Here is a 24006-nt window from a genome sequence, read left to right as displayed (position 1 = left end):
GGCCTCACAGCAGTGCGCATTACAGCAACGCGGGCTTTATCGCAGGTGAACCGTCACAGCCGGTAGGTCCTGACTATCTGTTCGGCTACTTTTATGCCGTCAACAGCAGCACTGACTATGCCGCCCGCATAGCCCGCCCCTTCTCCGCAAGGGTAAAGCCCCTCTATGCCTATGCATTCAAGCTGCTCATTCCTGGGAATCCTCACCGGTGAAGAGGTTCTGGTCTCCACTCCTGTTAGCAGGGCATCTTTCAGCCCGAAGCCCTTTAATTTCCTGTCAAAGTAAGGAATGGCCTGCTTCATGCAGTCGGTCACATAAGGCGGCAGACACAGGTTGATGTCCGCACAGCGGGTTTCTCCCGTGTAGCTGGGCCTGACACTGCCCAGGCCTCCGGTTCTGCTGTCCATAAAATCCTCCAGCCGCTGTACGGGAGCACTGTTGTTTGAGCCGCCTGCTGCAAACGCAAGCCGCTCCCATTTCCTCTGAAATTCGATTCCGCCCAGCGGATGCAGCGTGCCGAAATCGGCAGGGCCCACCGAGACCACCAGGGCGCTGTTGGCATTTTCCCTGCTGCGGCTGAACTCACTCATGCCGTTGGTCACTATGGATTGGGGCTCTGACGCAGAGGCCACCACTATCCCGCCGGGACACATACAAAAGGAGTAGGCCGTCCTCTGGGTTCCCTTCAGAAAAAGTTGATAGTCGGCGGCTCCCAGGGCAGGATGTCCGCTTGCCTCCCCATATTGGGCGTAATTTATCAGCTCCTGTGGATGCTCTATGCGCACACCTATGGAAAATGGCTTCTGCTGGAAGGGAACACCCCTGTCATAAAGCATCTGGAAGGTATCCCGGGCACTGTGGCCTATGGCCAGCACCACCACATTGGTTTCTATGGCCTCACCCGAGCATGTGACCACCCCGCAAATCCTTCCGTTCCTGATAGTCACCTCAGCGGCCTTAGTATTGAAAAGCACGGTGCCCCCCAACCTCTCGATCTCCTTCCGCATATTTGCCACAACCTTTTTAAGATTGTCGGTGCCTATGTGAGGCTTGGCTTTATAGCTCATCTCTTCCGGCGCTCCGAAGCTGCAGAATTCCTCCAGCACCTTTTCACATCTTCTGTCATTTATTCTGGTGGTGAGCTTTCCATCCGAAAAGGTTCCTGCTCCGCCTTCTCCGAACTGCACATTTGTTTCGGTATCCAGCTTTCCTGTTTTCCAGTAGTCTTCAACGGCTTTTGAACGCTCCTCCACCTGCCGTCCCCGTTCAAGGACAATGGGCCTGTAGCCGTACTGTGCCAGCACAAGGCCGCAAAAAAGCCCGGCGGGACCTGTCCCGATGATCAGAGGTCTTCCGTCAACAGGTTTGCTGCCAGGCAATATTGCCTCTTCCTCAACTTCCTCAAGTATTTTCACATCTTTAGTGCCGGATATGCGCACACTGTGGTCCACCTGACAGGAAACCGAGTAAACAAGACGTATGCCAGGTTTTTTCCTGGCATCTATGGATTGCTTTACTATTTTAAAGTCACTTATATTTTCAAGCTTGATTTGGAGCCTTTTTGCCGCCTGCTGCCGAAGCTCCCCAGGGGAAGCATCCAGGCCCGCAATTATATTTGATATCAGCAGTTTCATTAATTAATTCCCTTTAATAAAATCATATTATTCAGTGGGGTTTACCCGGTGCCGCCGGCTAGTCTGCGCCTTTGGTTATCTTCACCTGGACCCGGACCTCGCCTGCCTGGGTTATGTTGCCGGGCAGGGTTATTTTCAGAGGTACATTGTGGTTTCCTTCATCAAGTCCGTCAACATCTATTGTTGCCAGTAATTGTTGATATGAGACAGTGTTTACGTCTTCAACCTTACCCTTCAGTTTCACGCTGACCGGTGAAGAAATCTCATAATTCAAGGTGGCGTCCTCGGTTTTTCTGCCCTCAATTGAAATGCTGTCAACGGGAATGTCCACCGTGCGTTCAGCCAAAGGAAGTATTTCAACCGTTACATTTACCTCCCTGGTGGAATTCACCAGTCTGACTCCCTCCGGCAGTTGCAGCAGCGCCGGTGTGGTGAAAGACTTTGTCATATTGTCAAGGCTTACAGGGGCGGTCTTTATTTCATTGACCTTCTGCAATATGTTGTTGTCGCCTGTGATAAGTATGTTGTCAGGCTTTACCGAATATTCCCCTTCAACATAGTCCTCCTCCGGGTTGCCGGAAATTATTGGGACTATGGGAATTCTCTTACCCACCTCTATCCTTATGTCAACCGTGAACTTCTTGCTCAGTTCAGTCATTTCAACACCCTTTTTATCATATACCTTGCATTCCTTTTTGACTTCAAGGGTTTTGTTCAGTCCCGTCACATCCACATAGACCTTGACCGAGCCAACCGAATTTATTACCGAGTCAAGGGCCTGTATGGAAACAGTGTCGGGGGCCGCGGTTTTTGATATGATCTCATAGTTTGCAGGAAGCTTGCCGGAGGTTTCCACCTGTACTATAAAGGGATTCTCTTCTATCTTTCCCAGGTCAAGGGTAACCGATTTGGGCTTCAGCTCCATGTTGGTCCCGCTGATATTTTCACGTCCCAGGTATACGGGAGTGTCAATGGCAATTACCTTATCCTCCACACTCTTTACCCTGGACAGGTCAAGAGTAACCTCAAAATCATTATCCTTGATGCGGTCCAGCACATCCACCCTGTCACGTACCGAAATGGTCACATACTTTTCCGGAAAGGCCTTGCTGTTGAGAACAATGCCTTTTGCACGCAAACTCTCTTCATTGATGATGGTCAGAGGAACGGTATAATAATTTGTTTTAACAGGATTAATGGTAAACCAAAGAAATATTGCAAAAGCTATAGAAAATATTTTTAAAGTCAAATCCTTCTTAAAGAATTCTTTCACTTTGATTTCCCCTTCCAAAGAGTCAACTTCTTATTGACAGTTTTCTTCTCCAGTAAATTTTTGTTAAGAGCCTTTCTTAATATATCAGGTGTCAGATTTCTGGATAAGCCTCCGTTAAGAGCATAGGATATCTTGCCGGTTTCTTCCGAGACTACCACGGCAATGCAATCTGAAACCTCTGTAATGCCAAGGGCCGCTCTGTGCCTTGTTCCAAGCTCCTTGCTAAGGTTCGGATTGTCGGTCAGGGGGAGAAAACATGCCGCAGACTTCAGTTTGTTGTCCCGCAGTATAAGAGCTCCGTCATGCAGCGGAGTATTAGGGGTAAAAATGTTTATTATCAGCTCGGCACTTACACTTGAATCCAGCTTTGTACCGGTATTTATGATTTCACCCAGCTTGGTCTCTCTCTCAACCACAATCAGAGCTCCCGTCATGGTTCTTGAAAGCTCTGTAGCTGCTTTTACTATCTCTTCGATAGTAAAGGTCGTATTTATCACATCGTCTTTTTCATCAAATTTGAAGAAATCCTTGAAGTTGCTTCTGCCTATCTGCTCAAGACCTCTTCTCAGTTCCGGCTGAAAAACCACTACCAGCGCAAATCCGGCAAGCTCGATGGTTTTGTTCAGAATGTAGGCCAGTGTCCGGAGCTCCAGAGCCTGACTGAGCATGGCAGTTATAAGTATAACGACAATACCCTTTACAAGCTGCCAGGCTCTCGTTTCCTTTACAAGCTGTATCAGCTTAAAAGTCAGATAGGAAACTATACTTATATCAACAAGTGATCTAAGCGCCTCCAATGGCTCCTTGAAAGGGATATATACAGATATAAAATCAATTATACTTTTGAGGTTCGTAACAAAAGTATCAAACAAAAAAATCCACACCCTTGTAAAAAATAAGGTAACAGCAAAATAAAATAAAAAGAAAAAAATATAAACAAAAAATCAGTCAATATTAAATATATAATATTTCAGAAAATAAATAAATTACATAATAATTTTAATATAAAAAACCCTAGTCTTAAATGGGTAAAAATAACTAATTTTACTTGCTTTTAAATATTTTTTTTATACTTAAAGCAACGGGAAATAATCTCCAATATGCTTTGACTACATTCCCCCGAAAATAGACAACCCTACAGAAACTACAGAAGTAAGTATAAATACCACGGCAAGTATGATTGCAATCCACTTGACCCATCGTTTTTGCATATGATTCATCCTCCACGTCAATACATTTATTTGTTCAAAACCGGCTCCTTCAACAGCAACGGCACCGGTCAATGCCAGCTCATTTTTCCAGGTCGGCCAGCCAGCCCCTTGCATCCGCATCGCTGGGCATCCGCCAGTCTCCTCTGGGCGAAAGGCTGATGGAACCTACCTTTGGTCCGTCCGGCAGGCAGGAACGCTTGAACTGCTGGCTGAAAAATCTTCGCAGGAAGGCCTTCAGCCATTTGTCAATGATATCCTCTCCATATTTACCCCCAAAGGCCTGCCTGGCCAAAAAGAGTATCTTGGATGGTGCCGCTCCATACCGGACCATATGATACAGGAAGAAATCATGCAGCTCATAGGGCCCTACAATGTCCTCGGTCTTCTGGGCTATTTCTCCCGCTTCGTCGGTGGGAAGCAATTCAGGACTTATGGGGGTATCCAGTATGCTGAGCAGGACCTTTCTGGTCTCTTCCGCAAACACATGGTCTGCCGCCCACTGTACGAGATACCTGACCAGTGTTTTGGGTACTCCTGTATTTACCGCATACATGGACATATGGTCGCCGTTATAGGTGCACCAGCCCAGAGCCAGCTCGGAAAGGTCTCCCGTGCCTATGACCAGACCGCCTAATTTATTGGCCTTATCCATCAATATCTGGGTTCTCTCCCTGGCCTGTACATTTTCATAGGTTACGTCATAGATGCCGGCATCATGTCCTATATCTTCAAAATGCTTCAGGCAGGCTTCACGGATGTCAATCTGACAGGTTGTGACCTCCATCAGCCGCATTAATTCCAGAGAATTGCCAAGAGTATTTGAGGAGGTTCCAAAGCCGGGCATTGTGACAGCATGAATATTTCTCCTGTCCAGTCCCAGACTGTCGTAAGCCTTGGCAATGACCAGCAGGGCCAGTGTTGAGTCAAGACCTCCCGAAATCCCTATCACACATTTATCAAGTCCCGTATGCCTGAGCCTTTTCATCAGGCCGGAGGTCTGTATGCTGAATATCTCCTCGCATCTGACATTTCGTGCCTCCGGATTTGAAGGTACAAAGGGATGGGGATCTGTTTTTCTCAGCAGCTTGTCCGTGTCCAGCTCCTTTATGTCAAAGGAGGCTTTTCTGAAGCTCCTGCCTGTGGCAGCATGGGTAAAGCCTGAATTTTTCAGCCTCTCATTTATCAGTCTTTCAATATCCACATCCCCTGCAATCAACTGCTCCTCAAAGGAAAATCTTCTGCTTTGGGCCAGCAGGGAACCGTATTCGCTTATGAGGGCATGTCCTCCGAATACAAGGTCAGTGGTGGACTCATGCGGCCCGGAGGAGGAATACACATATGCGGCGGCACACTTTGCCGACTGCATGTTTATCATGCTTTCCCTGTACTCATGCTTTCCCACCAGTTCATTGCTGGCGGAAAGGTTGAACAGCAGCACGGCACCGTTTACAGCCTGTTCACTGCTGGGAGGCGCAGGAACCCACAGGTCCTCGCATATTTCCATGCCAAAACACAGTCCCCCCATGTTTTCAGCCTCAAACAGCACATCCGTACCAAATGGAATACTATTTCCAAGAAGGTTTATGGTTTCATTTCTTTTGTCAAGGCCGGAACAAAACCATCTTCTCTCGTAAAATTCACTGTAATTGGGTATAAATGATTTCGGAACTGCTCCCAAAAGCTTTCCCGATTTCATGGCAACTCCGCAGTTGTACATCCTGTTGTTCACAACCAGCGGCATACCTATGATTATAACACAATCCAGCGACTCTGTTTCAGTGAGTATTCTTTCCAGCCCTTTTATTGCCCCGTCCTGCAGTGACTTCTGCAAGAAGAGGTCCCCGCAGGAATACGCTGTGACAGCCAGTTCGGGAAATACCACAAACTGTACCCTCTGTCTTTCAGCTTCCTTACAGATTTTTATTATTTCCCCTGTATTATATTCACAGTTTGCGACTTTGAGTGCAGGAACCGCAGCCGCAACTCTTACAAAACCGAAATTCATCTCTACCTCCATGCTTCAGGCCTCAGGCCTCAATTCAGGTTTTCCGCTGACCCTGAGATATCTTCTTGTCCCTTTCACAGCCTGGCAAAAGGACGGATTATTTGCCCAAACGCATATAACCTTATATATTACTCCATAGTTTATCATATTTTTGACTATTTTTACACTTCATTTTTAATATTGTACAGGCTTCTGGAGCTGCTGTATTTGTTATTAAAGTATTTTTTATTATTGACAACAATATGCATGAAATTTATAAATTTATCTATTTCCGGAAAGGTGTTATAAATTCCAAAGCTTGCCCTCACCAGGCCGGGGAAAGGCTTCTTGTTTTCGGCTATCTCTTCAATCTGGGCGGCACTGTAGCCCAACAGCCTTTCACAGTAGGGGTGGGCGCAGAAGAAACCGTTTCTGACTGCTATGCCCGCCTCATGGGCGAGAATGGCGGAAACCAGCGAATGATGAACCCCTTCCACAGTAAAAGGGATTACGCCTATGGACTGTTGTTTGTCAGGATGACTATAGAGATGAATGTCTGGAATGTTGCACATTTTGCCATAGGCGTAATCCAAAAGTTTCTTCTCATGCTGGAAGGCATTTTGCATTCCTATTCTGTTCAAGGTTTTCAGAGCGGCTGTCATAGCTACGATGCCTATGAGATTTGGCGTACCGGCTTCACATTTTACCGGCGGCTCCTCCCACCAGATGCGGTCATGGGTCACTAGTTGTATTGCGCTGCCCCCCTTGCAAAAGGGAACTCCTGTTTCAAACTCCGTTTTAGGACCTATGAGGACACCGCTCCCAAAGGGGGCATAAAACTTATGTGCCGAAAAGGAGAGAAAGTCTATGTGCTCCACACTGTCCTCCGGCCTCATGTCCACCGGCACATGGGGTACAAGCTGTGCACCGTCCACATGTATCAGCGTGCCGTATTTATGGGCCAGTGCGGCAAGGGTTCCGGTGTCATTGAGGTAGCCGGTGACATTTGCGGCGCCGGTAACGGTTACCAGCCTTATCTTGCCCTGATGCTTTTTAAGCTTGGCCTCATAATCATCCAGGTCAAGCCTTCCGAATTGGTCTATTTCAACGTATTCCACCTTGAAGCCGTCCCTCCAGGGCAAATCGTTTGCAGCATGCTCCATCCAGGTGGATATGACTATGTCCTTTCCGTCCTTTTTCTGGCTCATGGTGCAGGCGAGTATGTTTATGGCTTCTGTGGTATTCTTGGTATGTATTATCACATCTGAAGGTCCTGCTCCCACATGCCTGCTCACCACATCCCTGGCTGCCTCATAGGTGTCGGTGGATATGACGGATTTGTACCCCTTTCCTCTGTGTATGGAGGAATACCACGGCAGGAAGTCATGAATCTCCTTTTCAACCGTAGTAAAGGAAGGTGTTGTTGCAGCGTTGTCAAAGTTTATTCCGGTGGTATATGTACCATTGTCAAGGGGAACCTTGGCATCAACGCCCACTATAAGGCTTCTGAAGCTGTTCCGGCTTTTTGAGCCGCTATTGTCAGGATATCTGGAATGATTGTATTCAGGCATATTCAAGACCTCTGTCACTGATTTAAAATTCATAAAATATTTTCGGAGAAACAAAATCCGGAGAAAAATTCCTCCGGATTTTATCCGTTAATATATTATATTTAATTGAGTCCCAAAGGGTTACCTGACTTTATGATATTTTTCATATAAAAAAGAAGTGCTGCAGAGCCTGAATAAATATATGTTAAAACTTTACTTTAGTGCTTTCGTACGAATTTCATTAAATAGATTGCTCCAAAAGTCCTTACTGAAATTGCAAGGTTCACCACAAACATTTTAACCGTGGCAGCAACTCGACCATCCAGGTCTCGACCTACTGCATCAAAGTGACATCCTGTCACTTTGCCGGTCAAAATATTTGTGCTTCACAAGGTCAATTCCATCAGGATTTATAGACACATTTTGCAGAATTGACCCAGCAATTTCAAACAAGAACTTTTAATGGAGCTGCCCATTCTAATGAAATTGTACCAGCGCACTAAATAAGCAAATTAATAACATATATTAATTCAACGCAGCGCTGAAGCACTTCTTCTTTCAGTTAAAATATCGTAAATATTTGACTGCACTAGATAATATGATATAATTTAATGGAATAAAATTACATAAAAGGAAAAAGGAGATGGTTTCAATGTGCAAAACTCGTAAAAAATTAATGGTATTCTGCTTAGTTGTTTTAGTTTTTAATATTTCGCTCAGCTTTGTTAATGCATCATATATTAGTCCACATGCATATGCTAAGCAACATAACCAATCACAAAATAATTGTGGTGGCTTTTTTTCAACACCAAATGGTCAAAGCAATCTATTCTCCAACTGGTCATCCAGTCATAATAACTCGTGGATAACTAACGAAATGTGGACTCCATTTAATGGAGGTAACGAATGGATAGAAACAGGAGATGTTTGTGGCGCAATTAATGGGGCGTATTGGTCTGGTCACTTTGTAGCTGTCCAAAAATATAATTCTTCTACAAAACAATATGAGTACTCAGAATATACAGTTGGAAGTTCATATCCAACTGGAACACATAACTTTGAAGTGCAATATGTAGGAAATAACAAATGGGAATCGTATGTTGACTATAATAAGACTATGAGTTTTTCATTTAATTATACTTCGTCATTTGACCACTGTGTGGGAATTGAATCAAATGATAGCGATAATTATTTTACATCCGGCAGTTATGACTCCGCTTTACAATGGAAAGACTCAAATAATGCTTGGCATAACTGGACAAGTGCAACAAATGGAGATAGCAATTCGTATAACTGGGTATCATCTTATTCTTCAAGTACTAACAGAATAACATTTACAAGATAGGAGTGATTAATTATGAAAAGGCGAATAATAATAGCTTTAACAGTAGTAATATCAGTTACAGCAATTTCATTGACTACATTTGCAATCAATGATACAGTTCGTTCCCATCCAAACAACGGAGCAAAATATAATGAAAATCCCGCACCTGTCTATACAGACAATTCAGTTAAGCCAGATAAAAATTTTGTGTCTGAAGAGAAGTGCGAAGAAAGTATAGTTAAAACAAAAACATCATATAAAAAATCGTCGGAATTAAAGCAATGGAGCAAACATTTAAAAGATGAAAACAAAGATATAGTCGACCACCAGATTTCTGATAATAGAATGGTCAGAGTTATAAAGACAATATATCCTGACGGTCTTGATACTAAAGCAGGATTTTATGCAAACGCTATTGTAACAACCGTTTTTGATGCAGAAACCGGAACTCTTCTTGAATCAACTGTAACAGGGGATTATCAAGGTAAAAAATAATTATTATGGGGTGTGCCAAAGTTTGCGTAAACCCAATGATTGATGTAAATATGAATTTCAGATAAGGGGTAAGACTGAAAAACATGTCCTTACCCCTTATCCTTATCCTCTTACTTTTTCAAGCTTTCCAGCCTTTCAACCACCTTCTGGTACATATCCAGGTACTTTTCCCGCTTTGCCTTTTCCTCCTCGATAACCTTTGGAGGCGCCTTGGCCACAAAGCCTTCATTTCCGAGCTTTCCTTCCACCCTTTTGAGCTCACCCTCCAGGTTTGCCTTTTCCCTGGTGAGTCTTTCGATTTCCTTCTCTATGTCTATAAGCTCCTCCAGGGGAATAAATATTTCCGCTCCTGCAATAACCGTTCCTACCGCATCTGCGGGAATGCCTGCCTTATCGGTCTGTACCGCCACCTCGGATGCACCCGCCAGTCTCTGGAAGAAGGCGGTTCCCTCAAGCAGAGTAGCTTTTTCTGCCTCACCCGCGGCAACAAATATCATTTTAGCCTTTCTTGAGGGCGGAACATTCATTTCTGCGCGGATATTCCTGGTGCTTCTGATTGCGTCCATTATCAGGTTCATTTTCGCTTCCTCGGAGGCGAAATTCAGCTCTTCCTCATATTGAGGCCACTCTGAAACCATAATGCTTCTTCGGTCATTTATCAGATGAGTGTATATTTCCTCAGTAATGAACGGCATATACGGGTGCAAAAGCTTCATGGCATTACCCAGTACAAGGTTCAGAACATATTGTGCCTCCAGTCTTCCCTGGCTTTCCCTGTCATAGAGCCTCGGCTTGACCATTTCAATATACCAGTCGCAGAACTCCTCCCAGATGAAATCGTAAACCTTCTGGAGCCCCAGTCCAAGTTCAAATTTATCAATGTTTTCAGTCACTTCTTTTGTAACGGTGTTTATCCTGCTGAGAATCCACCTGTCGGCAACGGTGAAGCGGGTTTTGTCAACCTTGCTGAAATCCAGGTTCTCATCAAAATTCATGAGTACAAATCTGGAGGCATTCCATACCTTGTTGGCAAAGTTTCTTGAAGATTCAACCTTCTCAGTGGAAAATCTCAAATCATTTCCCGGGGAGTTTCCTATGGTAAGGGCAAAACGCAGGGCGTCCGTGCCGTACTGGGCTATTACCTCCAGCGGGTCAATTCCGTTGCCGAGAGACTTGCTCATCTTTCTTCCCTGGGGGTCTCTTACTATACCGTGTATGAATACATACTTGAAGGGCTCCTGCTTCATATGCTCCATCCCGGAGAAAATCATTCTTGCCACCCAGAAGAATATTATATCATAGCCGGTTACCAATACATCGGTAGGGTAGAAATACTCAAGGTCCTGGGTTTTTTCAGGCCAACCCAGGGTTGAAAAGGGCCACAGCGCCGAACTGAACCAGGTGTCCAGAGTGTCGGGGTCCTGCTCTATTCTGGTGCTGCCGCACTTGGGGCAAACATCCGGCGCGTCGTCCTGAACCATCATATGCCCGCATTCCTGGCAGTAATAGGCCGGAATTCTGTGTCCCCACCAGAGCTGCCTGGAAATGCACCAATCCTGTATATTTTCCATCCAGTTGAAGTAAATCTTTGAAAACCTTTCAGGTACGAATTTGATTGTCCCGTTCCTTACAACCTCCAGGGCAGGCTCAGCCAGGGGCTTCATTCTCACATACCACTGCTTTGAGATAAGGGGCTCAACCACCGTCCTGCACCTCTGGCAGGTACCTACATTGTGGGTGTGGCCTTCAATTTTCACCAGCAGGCCCTGCTGCTCCAGGTCCAGAACCATCTTCCTTCTGGCTTCATACCTGTCCAGTCCCTTATATTGTCCCGCATTTTCATTCATTATGGCATTGTCATCCATAACCCTTATCTGCGGAAGGTTATGCCTCAAGCCAACCTCATAGTCATTGGGGTCGTGAGCAGGTGTTATCTTAACGCAGCCCGTGCCGAATTCCTTATCAACATATGAATCGGCGATTATAGGTATCTCCTTGTTAACCAGCGGCAGTATCAGGGTCTTTCCCACCAGGCGGGCATATCTTTCGTCCTCGGGATTGACCGCCACAGCAGTGTCTCCCAGCATTGTCTCGGGACGGGTGGTAGCGACGATTATAAATTCTCCGCTGTCCTTTACGGGATACTTTATGTGCCAGAAATGGCCTGCCTGCTCCTCATATTCAACCTCAATATCTGAAATCGACGTATTGCACTTGGGGCACCAGTTGGTTATTCTTTCACCCTTGTATATCAGCCCCTTGTCATAGAGCTTCAGGAATACCTCCTGTACAGCCTTTGAAAGGCCCTCATCCATGGTAAAGCGTTCACGCTCCCAGTCGCAGGAGCTTCCCAGCTTCTTGAGCTGTTCAACTATTCTTCCGCCGTAGACCTTCTTCCATTCCCATGCTCTTTCCAGAAACTTTTCACGTCCCAGCATTTCTTTTGTGATGCCTTCCTTTGCCATGGCATCAACTATCTTTGCCTCAGTGGCTATACTTGCGTGATCCGTGCCGGGCAGCCACAAGGCGCTGAACCCTTGCATCCTCTTGGTTCTGATGAGAATATCCTGCAAGGTGTTGTCAAGTGCATGCCCCATATGAAGCTGACCGGTAATGTTTGGAGGCGGAATTACTATCGTATACGGCTTTTTGTTTTTGTCAGGCACTGCATGGAAATAGCCCTGTTCCATCCATTGGGCATAAAGCCTGTCTTCCACCTGACTGGGATCATATTGTTTGGCTATGTTCTGTTGTTCGTCCATAGTTGAATCCTCCATTTATTTAAATTCAGTCCTCTGTTTATCTTTTAAAACTTAAGATAAACAGCACCAACCCGGGTATTGAAATTAGCAATCCCTTTACTTTTATGTTGAAAACAGCTTTGTTCATCTTATATGCCTGCACTTCCTTTTCCGTCATTTCGGAAGCATTTGCACAGTTTTGTTTTTCCTGAAGCCCGAACCTCTTTACAACCGGTTTTGCGGAATACACCACAACAAAACCCACCGCCATAATTATCAATGATAGTATCTCTAAAAAGTCCACAGTTTTTCTCCTTTCTCTTTAAAAACTTACCGTTTCCGAACATGAATCAGTAATCAGCCGGTATCAGTCCGGTTAACTGAAGCAGCCCGTCCCCGGAAAACAAAAAAACCCCGTCCAGTATTTGGACGAAGCTGTTTTTCGCGGTACCACCAAAATTTCACATTATTTTCCATAGGCTATGGCCGGGTTTCCGGCTGCTCATATCAAATAACCTGCATCTCTGATCGGTTTAACGGACGATACTCCGCCGCAGCCTACTTTGCAGCCATACCTGCCAATGGAGACAATCCTCCCTGGAATGCGGCCCTTTTCGGTGCGGAGCTCCCAAGCTACCTTCGGCAGGCTGTTTCCGAAACCTTTCACCCTGGGAACCAATTTGATACAATCCGGCTCCTGCGGTTTCTCTCTGGGGAAAACCTACTGCTTACTCCTCTTGTTCATTGCTTATGATATGAAATTAATAAATTTCCTTAAGTAATAAAAATATGATATAAAATCTGCCCGCATCTGTCAAGAGCGCAGATCATTCCTGCTGTCGTCATTATTTACGGCTCCCTTGTCCTGATCCTTCACCATATCATTCTCAAGTGCCGTCTGTTCAAGCTGTGCAAGCTCCTCCTCCGACTTATGTTCCGGTTCCTGACCGGCTCCCTGTTCTATGTCCTCCTGCCCGCTGCGGCTGAAGAGCATCCCGAAAGCACCTATCATCAATACCATGCCCACATTGTTTACAAGCTTTTCATCAATATTGAATTTGAAAAACTTGTCCAGTATACCGTACAAAATCATTGCAGCCGCAATCCCCATAATTATTCTGAGCTTAAGTTTTCTGGATAGTTTCATTCCTGCCTCCATAAAGAATATTTTAACGGCACCTGATTAGAGTATTGGCTCTTTCTGTATAAAATATGTCCCTGTGCCCATAGCAATATGATATATGCAAGGCTTCATTATGGCAAGGGGGTTTTAAGCAAACCTTAAGCAAACCCCTTTTACAGGAAAACTGTATCTATACCAGCATGTCCACAGCCCGTTTCAGTAAAATTTTTATCATTGCTGTTACAGGTACTCCCAGAAGCATTCCCATAATGCCGAAGAATTCCCCTCCCACCAGTACTGCAATTATGGTGGTGATTGGGTGGAGTCCCAGCTTTCCTTCTATAATCTTGGGAGATATAAAGGCGTTGTCGATTTGCTGGACAATTATAAAAACCAGGGCTGCCAGCAGTGCCTTTACAGGAGATTGCAGCAGCGCCAGCGACACGGCGGGTATGGCTCCAAGTACAGGGCCGAAATAGGGTATTATATTTGCAACCCCGCCCACCACTCCCAGTATGAAGGGGTATTTCACGTGGACAAGGTAGAGTCCCACGGTTTCCAGCAGACCCACAATGGTAGCGGTGGTCAGTTGTCCCCTGATAAAATTTGTGATTATTGCATTTAGTTCCCTTCCCACGTTTATCAGATCGTTCCGCAGCTTTTTGGGTGCCAGCATCAGTGTGGACTTTTTTATCCCCTCTATATCCTTAAGGATATAGTAGGCTATTATCATGGACAAAACCAGATTGAGCAGTATGCCGATGGAGGAGGCCAGTACGACAAGAGATTTCTTCATGGCCTGGGTGGCATATTTCTGAATTGCTCCGGTACCTGCATTCAGCTCCCCGAATATGACATTTTTAACCTCCGGAGGCCATTTGCTGCTTTTAATTTTTGATATATAGGAGTTAAATATTTCCCTGTATCTGGATGCAATATCCGGCAGCGTATTGAAAAGCTCCTTTGCATTGCTTACCACATGGGGAGCGATAAAAATCAGGAATATGGCAAGGCACAGAGCTGTAAACGTATATATTATCAAAATCGCATAGCTTCTCTTTATGCCCCTCCGCTCAAATCTTATGACCAGCGGATATATGACATAGGCTAAAAAAATGCCCATAAAAAAAGGAGCCAGGATTTTAAATATTTTATCACTGAAATAGTAGATGAAGAATATAAGTCCGATAGTAATCAAAACCAGTATTATGTAAAATACTGTCTTTTTAATATTTCTCAATATAATGCCCTCCTAAAGCACTAAAAGCCAAACATAAATGTTCGGCTTTTAGCTTTCAATGCTCCGGTTATCTGAACATGTGCATCATGTCACCAAAAACATGATTGGACCTGTGCCAAATCTTTCTGCCTGACTTGATCATCTTTTTTCTCATATGGGGGTCGACTATTTCAGGATTTGTAAGAACACTTATTGATGCCCCTATCAAACCGCCTATTACAAGTCCCCTGGCAAAATTTCTCATCATATCATATCCTCCTTGTCATATTGAATATTAAATTTCCAGCCGGCTTCGCAAGCCTCCACCAGTATTGATCATTTCTTCAACTGCTTCACTGTCAACCAGAATATTGCTGCTGCCTATTTCAATCCTGCCGAAGAACGGGAGTATGTTTCTTCCCATTATGATGTCCTGGACAAGTCCATCCGATACCTGAACCCCTTCAACCTTTCCCGTTCTGTAATCAAACAGGATATCCTGAACCACCCCAAGATCCTCTCCTGAATGTGTAAAAATCTTAAGCCCCCTCAGATTATTCCTTTCATGGATATCATGGAGCTTTTTAAACCGCCTGTATTCCATCAGGTTCATGGGATTATCCACAATAAGGGCGTCATTCCCCAGGCTTAAAAGATTGGGAGGCAATATAACACTGCCTTTGACGGCATAGCTGCCCTTTTCCATAAGGAAGGCGAGTATGCCTTTGCTGTCCTTGCTGAACACAATATCCTTCAAGGTTCCGATTTTGAGGCCGTCTCTGGCCGAAATAACCGGCAGCCCCAAAACCTCACTATACTTTTTAAGCATCGCCTTCCTCCTCTGCATTAAAATTCACATTTTAAAGAAATCAGAAATTTCTTTGAACATATTATTTGTAATTGAGGTTTAAAAAATTCAAAATAATAATATAAAATCCTTTTAAATTTTTGTTTCAGAAAATTGACTAAAAACGGAGATTAATGTAAAATTACTGTGAATATTTATAAAATAACGTGAAATTTTATGAGGTTAAAATGACTGATACCATTAAGACTTTATCCCGCTTGGGAGTACATATACCTGAAATATTGCTGCCTGGCCCGGAAGCGGCTTTGAACAAATGGGCTGTTGTGGCCTGTGACCAGTACACCTCGGAGAGGGAATACTGGAAGGAAGTTGAAGCCATAGCCGCCGGAACTCCCTCAACCTTGAACATAGTATTTCCTGAGGTTTATCTTGAAGACGGAGACGGCGAGAAGCGAATTTCCGGCATAAACTCCACAATGAAAAGCTATCTTGACCAGGGTGTGCTTTCAGCCCTTGACAAATGCTTTATCCTGGTAGACAGAAAAACTTCTCATGCACCATCCAGAAAGGGTCTTATGCTGGCTCTGGATCTGGAGTGCTATGATTACAATAAGGGTTCGGATGCACTTATACGTGCCACTGAGGGAACTGTTCTGGACCGTCTTCCTCCAAGAATCAAAATAAGGCAGAATGCTCCCATAGAGCTTCCCCATATTATGGTGCTTATTGATGATCCTCATAAGACAGTTATTGAACCTCTGGCGGAAAAATGCACTCAGTTGGAAAAACTCTACGATTTTGAACTTATGATGAACGGCGGTCATATCAAAGGCTACAAGGTTTCAGAGGAAGCCGACCTGGCTTCGGTTGCCTCGGCACTTGACAGACTTGCCCAACAGGATATATTCCGCAGCAAATATAATATAGATGCTTCCAGGGCTTTACTGCTGTTTGCAGTAGGCGATGGAAACCATTCTCTGGCATCTGCAAAGGGACATTGGGAAAATCTTAAGAAAAGCCTTACTCCCGGCCAGTTGGAAAACCATCCTGCCAGGTATGCCCTGGTGGAACTGGTGAATGTTCACGATGACGGGCTTGTATTTGAACCTATTCACAGGGTCTTGTTCAATGTGGAGCCCCAGGAGCTGATAAATGAGTTTCAGGCCTTTTATCAGAAGGCAGACAGGTGCTGCTCCGGCAATACCGCCCACACCTTCAGCTACGTAACGGACAAGGGAGAGGGCACGGTTTCAATAGCAAATCCCGCCAGCAACCTGGAGGTAGGTACGCTGCAAGTCTTTTTGGACAGCTATATGAAGGAGCATCCCCAGGTTAAAATCGATTATATTCATGGTGAGGAAGTTGTCAGAAAGCTGGGTTCACAGCAGGGCAATATGGGTATTTTCCTGCCTTCCATGAATAAGACCGACCTGTTTAAGACAGTTATCCTGGATGGCGCTCTTCCCAGGAAAACCTTCTCAATGGGCGAAGCAGAAGAAAAACGCTTTTACCTTGAATGCAGAAGGATTGAATAATTGAAAAAAGGCTTCCAATCTTCTTTCTCACTCGGGATATTAAATATCCCACAGGATTGGAGCTTTTTGGTGCCGGCAGCGGCACCCTGACACGATTGAGGAATGGATGGCATTTGTGTTATCCATTCCTTCATCGGCAACCATACATACGTCAATCAGACAGAAATCAGCCGGTCATCCCGGTTTCTCATGCAGTCAGTCCGGCTGCATCCGGTATATTTCATCTCTTATTTCCTTGAATATCCGTTCCAGATAATCGCTCCCATTGCCCAGCAGGCGTATTACCGTACCGTGTTCAAAGGTGGTGGATATTCCCGCCTCCACTCCGTGAAAGGTTTCAAGAACCTTATAGAGCCTTTCTGCCATGGCGACTCTGTCCTCAGCCTCTGAAAAATACCCCAGAGTTCCCTGGTGGCTGTAGCCTTCAAAGAAGCCCACCTCACTTAAAGCCTGACTTGAAGGTCTTAATTCCTGATTATCCAGAAAAATAAGCTTGCCGCAATAGAATATCCTGTTTATGTTTCTATAGCTTCTGAATGCAAATTGCTCCCCGCTTTTTTTCCGCCCGCAGGACAATATCTCGGAATAAATGTACCGGGCACCCCTGTGCAGGTGACAGGCAGTCTCGGATATAAACTCAGAGCCGCCAAAGGGTATGGAGGGCCTGGGGTCATAGTCAAATAATGCCCCCTCTTTTATGTTGAAGCTATTTATCTGCTTTGCGTACCCGCTATTCATCTTATGTATTTTGGTATAGGACTGGCCCTGCAGTGACAGAGCGCAGGACGTTCCAACCTCTATGTCCGCCCTGTAGCAGTCACCCTCCATTACGCCGGCGGAGGCGCTCATGACCATAAGCTCCGCCATGTTTCGCTCATAGTTGTAAAAAGGCCTTACTATCTTACAGGGGGCGGTAAAATATGAATCCGAGACTATGGTCCTGTTGTTTGAAAGCCCTGTTTTTATGTATAGCACACTGTCGGTTCCAAACATATTAGCCATAATACCACCTCCTTTTTATAATTGACCCGGCAGCGGGAGCTATACTCCCTCCAGCAGTACACTGCGCTTAATCCAGCTTATTACCCTGTCCAGGCCCTCATTGGTATTGAGATTTGTGAAAACAAAGGGCTTTGTTCCTCTCATTTTCCTGGAATCCCTGTCCATTACCGCAAGGTTTGCTCCCACATACGGAGCAAGGTCAATTTTATTGATTACAAGCAGATCCGATCTTGTTATACCGGGTCCGCCCTTTCTGGGAATCTTGTCTCCCTCCGCCACATCTATTACGTAGATTGTGGCATCTGCAAGCTCGGGACTGAAGGTTGCGGACAAGTTGTCCCCGCCGCTTTCAATAAATACAATTTCAATATCCCTGAATTTATTTGTCAGTTCCTCCACCGCTTCCAGATTCATGGAGGCGTCTTCCCTGATAGCAGTATGAGGGCAGCCTCCCGTTTCAACGCCCACAATTCTCTCAGCGGGCAGTGCACTGTTTTTTATAAGAAATTCCGCATCCTCTTTAGTGTAGATGTCATTTGTCACCACTCCGATGCTGTATTCACCCGACAGCCTTCTTGTAAGCCTCTCTATGATTGCAGTCTTTCCCGAACCTACCGGCCCGCCTATTCCTATCTTAACGTATCCCATAGTATACCTTGCCTTTCGGATTGATTTGGATTGATTTATAAATAACTGTTTTCTGTTGACTTTTTCCCTAGGAAATATATATCCTGGTATAAAGCCTTTCATGCTGCATTGACCTGATATCAAAGCCTATGCTGCACAAGCCCAGCTCTTCAGGCTTCAGCTCTTTTGCCCCGTGGACTATCTCTTCAAGGGTGTCCTGCACTTCAAAGAGAATCTTCTGACCGTCCATCTGGCTCAGAGGTATCAGCTTTGCACAATTGTTTACGGTTGCCGAGGCAGCAGCATAGGCAATAGCACACATGGCGTCCTCCTTGTCTATGTCAAGGAGAAATGCCGCCAGGCCGTATACCACACTGTAATTGCTTTCACACTTTCCCTCTCCCACTGCCTTCAGGTACTCCATAAACAGCGGCTCCCTGCCCAGTTGGGACTCAAGGATTTTCACAAGCCTCAGCCCGAGTTTGGTGCTTGCATTCCGCAGTTCCCTGGGAGCCTTTGACGCGCATAGCACATTGTTCAGTTCAACTATTCCCGGAACATTCTTTTCCCGGGAATATTCCCAGGACAATCTCATGGCCAGCAGATCATTGTACATATAATTGTGCTTCAAATATGCCACCAGATATTTTTTTACCTGCGGACTGCTGTTTACAAGCTCCTTCTGGACATAGGTCTCCAGGCCGTAGGAATGTGTAAAGCCGCCTATGGGCAGCAGCGGGTCGCTGAGATGCAGGAGCTGCAGCCGGGACCTGAGATTGGCTGATGCTTTATCTGCGGGAATGTGTGATTTCATACATACGCACCTCTTGTTTTTTGTGGCTGTGTTCATCGCCATGTTCGTGGCTGTGCCCGTGATTGTGTTCGTGGCTGTGTTCGTCGCCATGTTCGTGGTTGTGTCCATCACCATGTTTGTGGCTGTGTGAATGTCCGCCCTGCCCGCCCAGCGGCGTTATCAGCCTTGCAGTACATTTATACGCATCAAAGCCGCACTTTTTCAAAGCCTCCAAAAGCGGGGGATCATAAGGCAGCAGCAGTCTGTCCTCCTGGTAAAACAGAGGAGAATGCCTGTTTCCGATTTCATAGCAGGCCTTTCCCATCATTACCTGAGTCAGAGGCTTTAACCCAATGCACTCACATTCCGGAATTTCCGCGATGAGAGCCCTGTTCCCCTCTATGCTGAGAATATCACCCTGCTTTATACCGCGGTCATTATTAAGCTTTATGCCCACCTCTGCCCCATTTTTGCTTATCTTATATAATATTTTTTTAGCAACCTCATACCATTCAATTTCAACATAATCCTTTTCAAAACCTGTGAGATCGAATTTATCAGGCTCACCGCAAACAATGTTTTCTATTATCATATTCATCCTCCGCCTTGTATTTCCAAAAAATCTTCTCCAAATTTATGCACCCTGTTTATCGAATGTTGTACTAAAACAGAAAATACCTCTGGGCCAGGGAGAGCTTTTCCATAGGCTGACAGGTGATATGCTCCCCGTCAACTCTTACCTCATAGGTCTCAGGGTCCACCTCTATCTTGGGGGTGGCAGCATTCATAACCATATCCTTTTTTGTTATGTTCCTGCAGCCGCTTACAGGAACAAGCTGTTTCCTAAGCTTGAGAGCCTCCAGCAGTCCCGACTCCAGTGACAGCTTTGAAACAAAGGTCATGCAGGTGGATTTCACCGCACTTCCAAAAGCTCCGAACATATTTTTGTATATAACAGGCTGGGGTGTAGGTATTGACGCATTTGCATCCCCCATTCTGCTTGCAATGATAAAGCCGCCCTTAAGTATCATTTCGGGCTTCACCCCGAACATTGCCGGTTTCCACAGTACGATATCCGCCAGCTTTCCGGGCTCAAGAGAGCCTACATAATTTGAGATGCCATGGGTTATGGCAGGATTTATGGTGTACTTTGAAATATATCTTTTAATGCGGTAGTTGTCATTTCTGCTGCTGTCGGTACTCAGGGGGCCTCTTTGCTTTTTCATCTTGTCAGCGGTCTGCCAGGTTCTGATTATTACCTCCCCAACCCTGCCCATGGCCTGTGAATCCGAGCTCATCATGCTGAAAACCCCCATATCATGCAGGATATCTTCCGCCGCAATGGTCTCCGGCCTTATGCGGGAGTCAGCAAAGGCCACATCTTCCTTTATCCTGCTGTCCAGGTGATGGCATACCATCAGCATGTCCAGATGCTCGTCTATTGTGTTGACGGTAAAGGGCATGGTGGGATTTGTGGAAGAGGGCAGTACATTGTCAAAGGCCGCCACCTTGATTATATCGGGAGCGTGGCCTCCGCCTGCCCCTTCAGTGTGAAAGGTGTGGATGGTCCTTCCGTTTATGGCGTTGATGGTATCCTCAACAAAACCCGCCTCATTCAGTGTATCGGTGTGAATAGCCACCTGCACGTCATACCTGTCGGCCACGCTGAGGCAGGTATCTATTGCCTTTGGCGTGGTTCCCCAGTCTTCATGGAGCTTCAATCCTATTGCACCGGCCTGTATCTGTTCAATGAGCGGCTCCGGAAAAGAGGCATTGCCCTTGCCCAGAAAACCCAGGTTCATTGGGAAGGCCTCCGCTGCTTCCAGCATCCTGAACATGTTGTATTTCCCCGGGGTGCAGGTGGTGGCATTGGTCCCGTCTGCCGGGCCGGTGCCCCCTCCTATCATTGTGGTAATCCCGCTGTACAGCGCAGTTTCTATTTGCTGAGGGCAGATAAAGTGAATATGTGAGTCAATACCTCCGGCGGTGGCTATCAAGCCCTCTCCCGCTATGACCTCGGTAGCCGCCCCAATTACCAGGCCGGGAGTCACTCCCTCCATGATATCAGGATTGCCGGATTTCCCTATTCCCACTATTTTTCCGTCCTTAATACCTATATCCCCCTTGACTATACCCCAGGAATCTATTATTACCACATTTGTAACAAGCATATCCAGGGCCCCGGTTTTCACAGATGCCGAAGAGCTCTGTCCCATTCCGTCCCTTATGGATTTGCCGCCGCCAAACTTGCTTTCGTCACCATATACTGTAAAATCCTTTTCTATCTCCAGGATAAGCTCCGTATCTGCCAGCCTCACCCTGTCCCCCAGTGTGGGGCCGTACATATGGGCGTAATCCCTACCTTTCATGCTGTAGCTCATTTGTTTTCAACTCCTTTGAATCCAAGTCGGGCCGCTTTTTTCAAAGCGCTGTCAAGGCTGCTCCTGTCTTGAGTGCTGCCTGTGGTCAGTCCGTTCAGTCCGTACACCGCCTTATTGCCCCCCAGGGCAGTCAGGGTGACTTCCTTCTCCTCTCCGGGCTCAAATCTGACGGCAGTTCCTGAAGGGATATCAAGCCTCTTTCCAAAGCACTGCTCTCTGTCAAAGTCAAGGCACTTGTTCACCTCAAAGAAATGAAAGTGAGACCCCACCTGAACCGGCCGGTCTCCGGTATTGGCCACCTTGACTGTAAGCGTTGGCCTTCCGCTGTTCAGCTCAATACTCTCGTTTTCGATAAAATACTCTCCGGGCTTCATTGCTCTCCTCCTATCTTATAGGGTTGTGTACTGTCACCAGCTTTGTTCCGTCGGGGAAGGTGGCTTCTATCTGAATCTCATGAATCATTGAATCCACACCCTCCATTACATCCTCCACAGTCAGCAGTTGTGCACCAAAACGCATCAATTCGGTGACTGTCTTGCCGTCTCTCGCGGCTTCCATCAGCTCGGCACTGATATAGGCAATAGCCTCGGGATAATTGAGCTTCAGCCCTCTTTCCTTCCTCTTTCTGGCCAATTCGCCTGCAAAATGCAGCATAAGCTTCTCGGTTTCCTTCGGTGTCAAATGCATTGTTAACCTCCTGAGCCTTAATATGGCTTTAAACCGCAAATGCGGCTGCCGGTTTATCAATTATATATAATTCCTTATCCCCATCCCTCGTCAGGTGAGCTGGGAGCAAGTCATATTGCCATCTTTTCCTGGATTGCATCAGGGTCGGTATCGGCAGTGCTTCCCTCCATTATTATCCTGCCCTTGTCTATCAGATAGAAATAGTCTGCCACCTCCATTACAAACTCCAGATACTGCTCAACTATTACCATTGTCATATTCCTCTGCTCCTTAAGGTGCCTTATAACCCTGGCTATATCCTGGATTATGGAAGGCTGTATACCTTCGGTGGGTTCATCCAGCAGCAGCAGTTTTGGCCCGGAAACCAGAGCCCTGGCAATCGCAAGCTGCTGCTGCTGTCCTCCGCTCAAATCGCCGCCTTTCCTGCCAAGCATGGTTTTCACCACCGGAAACAGCTCATATACGGAGTCATCGATAGTGCCCCTGCCCCGGTTTCTTTCCAGCCCCAGCAGCAGATTCTCGTAAACGCTCAGTTGAGGAAAAATATCTCTTCCCTGGGGAACATAGCCAATTCCTTTTATGGCCCTGTTGTAGGTGGGCATCTTTATAATTTCCTCTCCTTCAAGCTTTATGCTTCCCCCGGGAGTTTTAACCAGACCCATTATGCTTTTTAAAAAGGTCGTTTTGCCCACTCCGTTCCTGCCCAGCAGGCATACCACCTTTCCCGCTTCAATCTTCATGCTCATATTTTTTAAAATTATACTTTCACCGTAATAGCTGCTCACATTGTCAAGTTCCAGCATATTGCCCCTCCCTTTCCGTGTACCTGTATCAATACACCTGAATATTTGTCTAGGACCTCTCGCGTTCTCCCCGTCCCAGGTATACCTCTATCACTCTGGGATTCTTCTGGACCTTTTCCATATCGCCTTCATCCAGAAGTGCTCCTTCATGAAGCACAGTCACTGTATTGGCACATTCCCTGACAAATTCCATGTCATGCTCCACCACCACAACCGAGCACTGTTGGGATATTTGCCGCAGCAGTTCCCCGGTCTTTTCGGTTTCCTTTCTTCCCATCCCTGCCACCGGCTCATCCAGAAGCATTATTTCAGGCTGCTGAACCAGCAGCATACCTATCTCCAGCCACTGCTTCTGACCGTGTGACAGCTTTGCAGGTGTTCTATATCTATCCTCATATAAACCGATTATATTCAATACGGATTTGATTCTTTCGTTCTGCTCCCTGGTAAGTTTGGTAAACAGGGATGAGTACAGGGATCTGACTTTGACTGCCGCCAGTTCCATGTTTTCGTATATTGTGATGCCGTTGAACACCGAGGGCACCTGGAATTTCCGTCCTATTCCAAGCTCCACTATCTCGTGTTCCGAGAGCCTGGTAACGTCGCTTCCGTTATGAAATATTATATTGCCGGAGGCCGGCTTGACCCTTCCGCATATAGCGTCCAGAAGTGTTGTTTTCCCGGCGCCGTTGGGGCCGATAAAAAAGTGTATGTCGCCTTTTTTAACTGACGTGCTTAGATTATTGACAGCTTTAAAACCATCAAAACTGATTGTCAAATTATTTATTTCAAGAACCGGATTCATAATTCCACCTC

Annotated in this window: 24 protein-coding genes; 3 read left to right on the top strand and 21 right to left on the bottom strand. The window is 45.9% G+C overall.

Annotated elements, in window-relative coordinates:
* Positions 1-53: 53 nt before the first annotated feature.
* The 6 genes from CLHUN_RS17085 to CLHUN_RS17060 all read right to left on the bottom strand — a co-directional run bounded on the left by CLHUN_RS17085 (position 54) and on the right by CLHUN_RS17060 (position 7673).
* The gene (locus CLHUN_RS17085) at positions 54-1634 is read right to left on the bottom strand and encodes an NAD(P)/FAD-dependent oxidoreductase (protein WP_080065845.1); all 1581 of its coding nucleotides are present in this window, start codon (positions 1632-1634) and stop codon (positions 54-56) included.
* 58 nt (positions 1635-1692) lie between these two features.
* Positions 1693-2907, bottom strand: coding sequence for a CdaR family protein (locus CLHUN_RS17080; RefSeq protein ID WP_080065844.1), 1215 nt, complete (start codon positions 2905-2907; stop codon positions 1693-1695).
* Positions 2904-3779: a diadenylate cyclase CdaA gene (gene cdaA, locus CLHUN_RS17075; protein WP_080065843.1), complete on the bottom strand. Its 876-nt coding sequence runs from the start codon at positions 3777-3779 to the stop codon at positions 2904-2906. Before cdaA ends, CLHUN_RS17080 begins: the two co-directional genes overlap by 4 nt.
* 237 nt (positions 3780-4016) lie before the next feature.
* Entirely contained in the window at positions 4017-4118 is a 102-nt protein-coding gene (locus tag CLHUN_RS21840; protein WP_117387079.1) for a transcriptional regulator, read from the bottom strand.
* 79 nt (positions 4119-4197) lie between these two features.
* Positions 4198-6123 carry an NAD(+) synthase gene (locus CLHUN_RS17065; protein WP_080065841.1) on the bottom strand — a complete coding sequence of 642 codons (1926 nt, stop codon included), beginning with the start codon at positions 6121-6123 and terminating at the stop codon, positions 4198-4200.
* A 161-nt stretch (positions 6124-6284) separates the two neighbouring features.
* On the bottom strand, positions 6285-7673 hold the full coding sequence (locus tag CLHUN_RS17060; RefSeq protein WP_080065840.1) for an aminotransferase class V-fold PLP-dependent enzyme: 1389 nt from the start codon (positions 7671-7673) through the stop codon (positions 6285-6287).
* 631 nt (positions 7674-8304) lie between these two features.
* Here CLHUN_RS17060 and CLHUN_RS17055 point away from each other — a divergent pair.
* Complete coding sequence (locus tag CLHUN_RS17055; RefSeq protein WP_080065839.1) at positions 8305-8997, top strand: hypothetical protein; 693 nt, start codon at positions 8305-8307, stop codon at positions 8995-8997.
* A 12-nt stretch (positions 8998-9009) separates the two neighbouring features.
* Positions 9010-9471 (top strand): hypothetical protein, encoded by a 462-nt coding sequence (locus CLHUN_RS17050; protein ID WP_080065838.1) that lies wholly within the window; start codon positions 9010-9012, stop codon positions 9469-9471.
* A 110-nt stretch (positions 9472-9581) separates the two neighbouring features.
* Here the strand turns inward: CLHUN_RS17050 and CLHUN_RS17045 are convergent, their stop codons facing one another.
* The 6 genes from CLHUN_RS17045 to CLHUN_RS17020 form a co-directional block, all read right to left on the bottom strand.
* Complete coding sequence (locus CLHUN_RS17045; protein ID WP_080065837.1) at positions 9582-12233, bottom strand: valine--tRNA ligase; 2652 nt, start codon at positions 12231-12233, stop codon at positions 9582-9584.
* Between the two features lie 37 nt (positions 12234-12270).
* Positions 12271-12516, bottom strand: a complete 246-nt coding sequence (locus CLHUN_RS17040; protein WP_117387078.1) for a hypothetical protein — start codon at positions 12514-12516, stop codon at positions 12271-12273.
* A 510-nt stretch (positions 12517-13026) separates the two neighbouring features.
* Positions 13027-13359 carry a hypothetical protein gene (locus tag CLHUN_RS22380; protein ID WP_207559180.1) on the bottom strand — a complete coding sequence of 111 codons (333 nt, stop codon included), beginning with the start codon at positions 13357-13359 and terminating at the stop codon, positions 13027-13029.
* A gap of 166 nt (positions 13360-13525) precedes the next feature.
* Positions 13526-14575: an AI-2E family transporter gene (locus CLHUN_RS17030; RefSeq protein ID WP_080065836.1), complete on the bottom strand. Its 1050-nt coding sequence runs from the start codon at positions 14573-14575 to the stop codon at positions 13526-13528.
* Between the two features lie 67 nt (positions 14576-14642).
* On the bottom strand, positions 14643-14822 hold the full coding sequence (locus CLHUN_RS17025) for a hypothetical protein (protein ID WP_080065835.1): 180 nt from the start codon (positions 14820-14822) through the stop codon (positions 14643-14645).
* A gap of 27 nt (positions 14823-14849) precedes the next feature.
* A complete protein-coding gene (locus CLHUN_RS17020; RefSeq protein ID WP_080065834.1) occupies positions 14850-15383 on the bottom strand; it encodes a PRC-barrel domain-containing protein in 534 nt (177 codons plus the stop codon).
* A 206-nt stretch (positions 15384-15589) separates the two neighbouring features.
* On the opposite strand from CLHUN_RS17020, the gene CLHUN_RS17015 reads away from it, so the two are divergent.
* The gene (locus CLHUN_RS17015) at positions 15590-16897 is read left to right on the top strand and encodes a DUF1015 domain-containing protein (RefSeq protein WP_080065833.1); all 1308 of its coding nucleotides are present in this window, start codon (positions 15590-15592) and stop codon (positions 16895-16897) included.
* Between the two features lie 195 nt (positions 16898-17092).
* On the opposite strand, the gene CLHUN_RS17010 is transcribed toward CLHUN_RS17015, so the two are convergent.
* The 9 genes from CLHUN_RS17010 to urtD all read right to left on the bottom strand — a co-directional run bounded on the left by CLHUN_RS17010 (position 17093) and on the right by urtD (position 23995).
* Complete coding sequence (locus CLHUN_RS17010; protein WP_080065832.1) at positions 17093-17899, bottom strand: urease accessory protein UreD; 807 nt, start codon at positions 17897-17899, stop codon at positions 17093-17095.
* A 39-nt stretch (positions 17900-17938) separates the two neighbouring features.
* The gene (gene ureG, locus CLHUN_RS17005) at positions 17939-18547 is read right to left on the bottom strand and encodes an urease accessory protein UreG (RefSeq protein WP_080065852.1); all 609 of its coding nucleotides are present in this window, start codon (positions 18545-18547) and stop codon (positions 17939-17941) included.
* Between the two features lie 67 nt (positions 18548-18614).
* The gene (locus CLHUN_RS17000) at positions 18615-19340 is read right to left on the bottom strand and encodes an urease accessory protein UreF (RefSeq protein WP_080065831.1); all 726 of its coding nucleotides are present in this window, start codon (positions 19338-19340) and stop codon (positions 18615-18617) included.
* Complete coding sequence (locus CLHUN_RS16995) at positions 19315-19911, bottom strand: urease accessory protein UreE (protein ID WP_080065830.1); 597 nt, start codon at positions 19909-19911, stop codon at positions 19315-19317. The genes CLHUN_RS17000 and CLHUN_RS16995 overlap by 26 nt, the downstream gene beginning before the upstream one ends.
* Positions 19912-19981: 70 nt before the next feature.
* A complete protein-coding gene (ureC, locus tag CLHUN_RS16990) occupies positions 19982-21700 on the bottom strand; it encodes an urease subunit alpha (RefSeq protein ID WP_080065829.1) in 1719 nt (572 codons plus the stop codon).
* Entirely contained in the window at positions 21697-22074 is a 378-nt protein-coding gene (gene ureB / locus CLHUN_RS16985) for an urease subunit beta (protein WP_080065828.1), read from the bottom strand. Before ureB ends, ureC begins: the two co-directional genes overlap by 4 nt.
* 10 nt (positions 22075-22084) lie before the next feature.
* On the bottom strand, positions 22085-22387 hold the full coding sequence (gene ureA, locus CLHUN_RS16980; protein WP_080065827.1) for an urease subunit gamma: 303 nt from the start codon (positions 22385-22387) through the stop codon (positions 22085-22087).
* A 110-nt stretch (positions 22388-22497) separates the two neighbouring features.
* Positions 22498-23190 carry an urea ABC transporter ATP-binding subunit UrtE gene (gene urtE / locus CLHUN_RS16975; protein WP_080065826.1) on the bottom strand — a complete coding sequence of 231 codons (693 nt, stop codon included), beginning with the start codon at positions 23188-23190 and terminating at the stop codon, positions 22498-22500.
* A 49-nt stretch (positions 23191-23239) separates the two neighbouring features.
* On the bottom strand, positions 23240-23995 hold the full coding sequence (urtD, locus tag CLHUN_RS16970) for an urea ABC transporter ATP-binding protein UrtD (RefSeq protein ID WP_080065825.1): 756 nt from the start codon (positions 23993-23995) through the stop codon (positions 23240-23242).
* Positions 23996-24006 lie beyond the last annotated feature (11 nt).

Origin of the sequence: Ruminiclostridium hungatei (assembly GCF_002051585.1) — a bacterium.
Lineage (GTDB): Bacteria > Bacillota > Clostridia > Acetivibrionales > DSM-1351 > Ruminiclostridium > Ruminiclostridium hungatei.
This window is presented reverse-complemented; position numbering and strand designations above follow the sequence as displayed.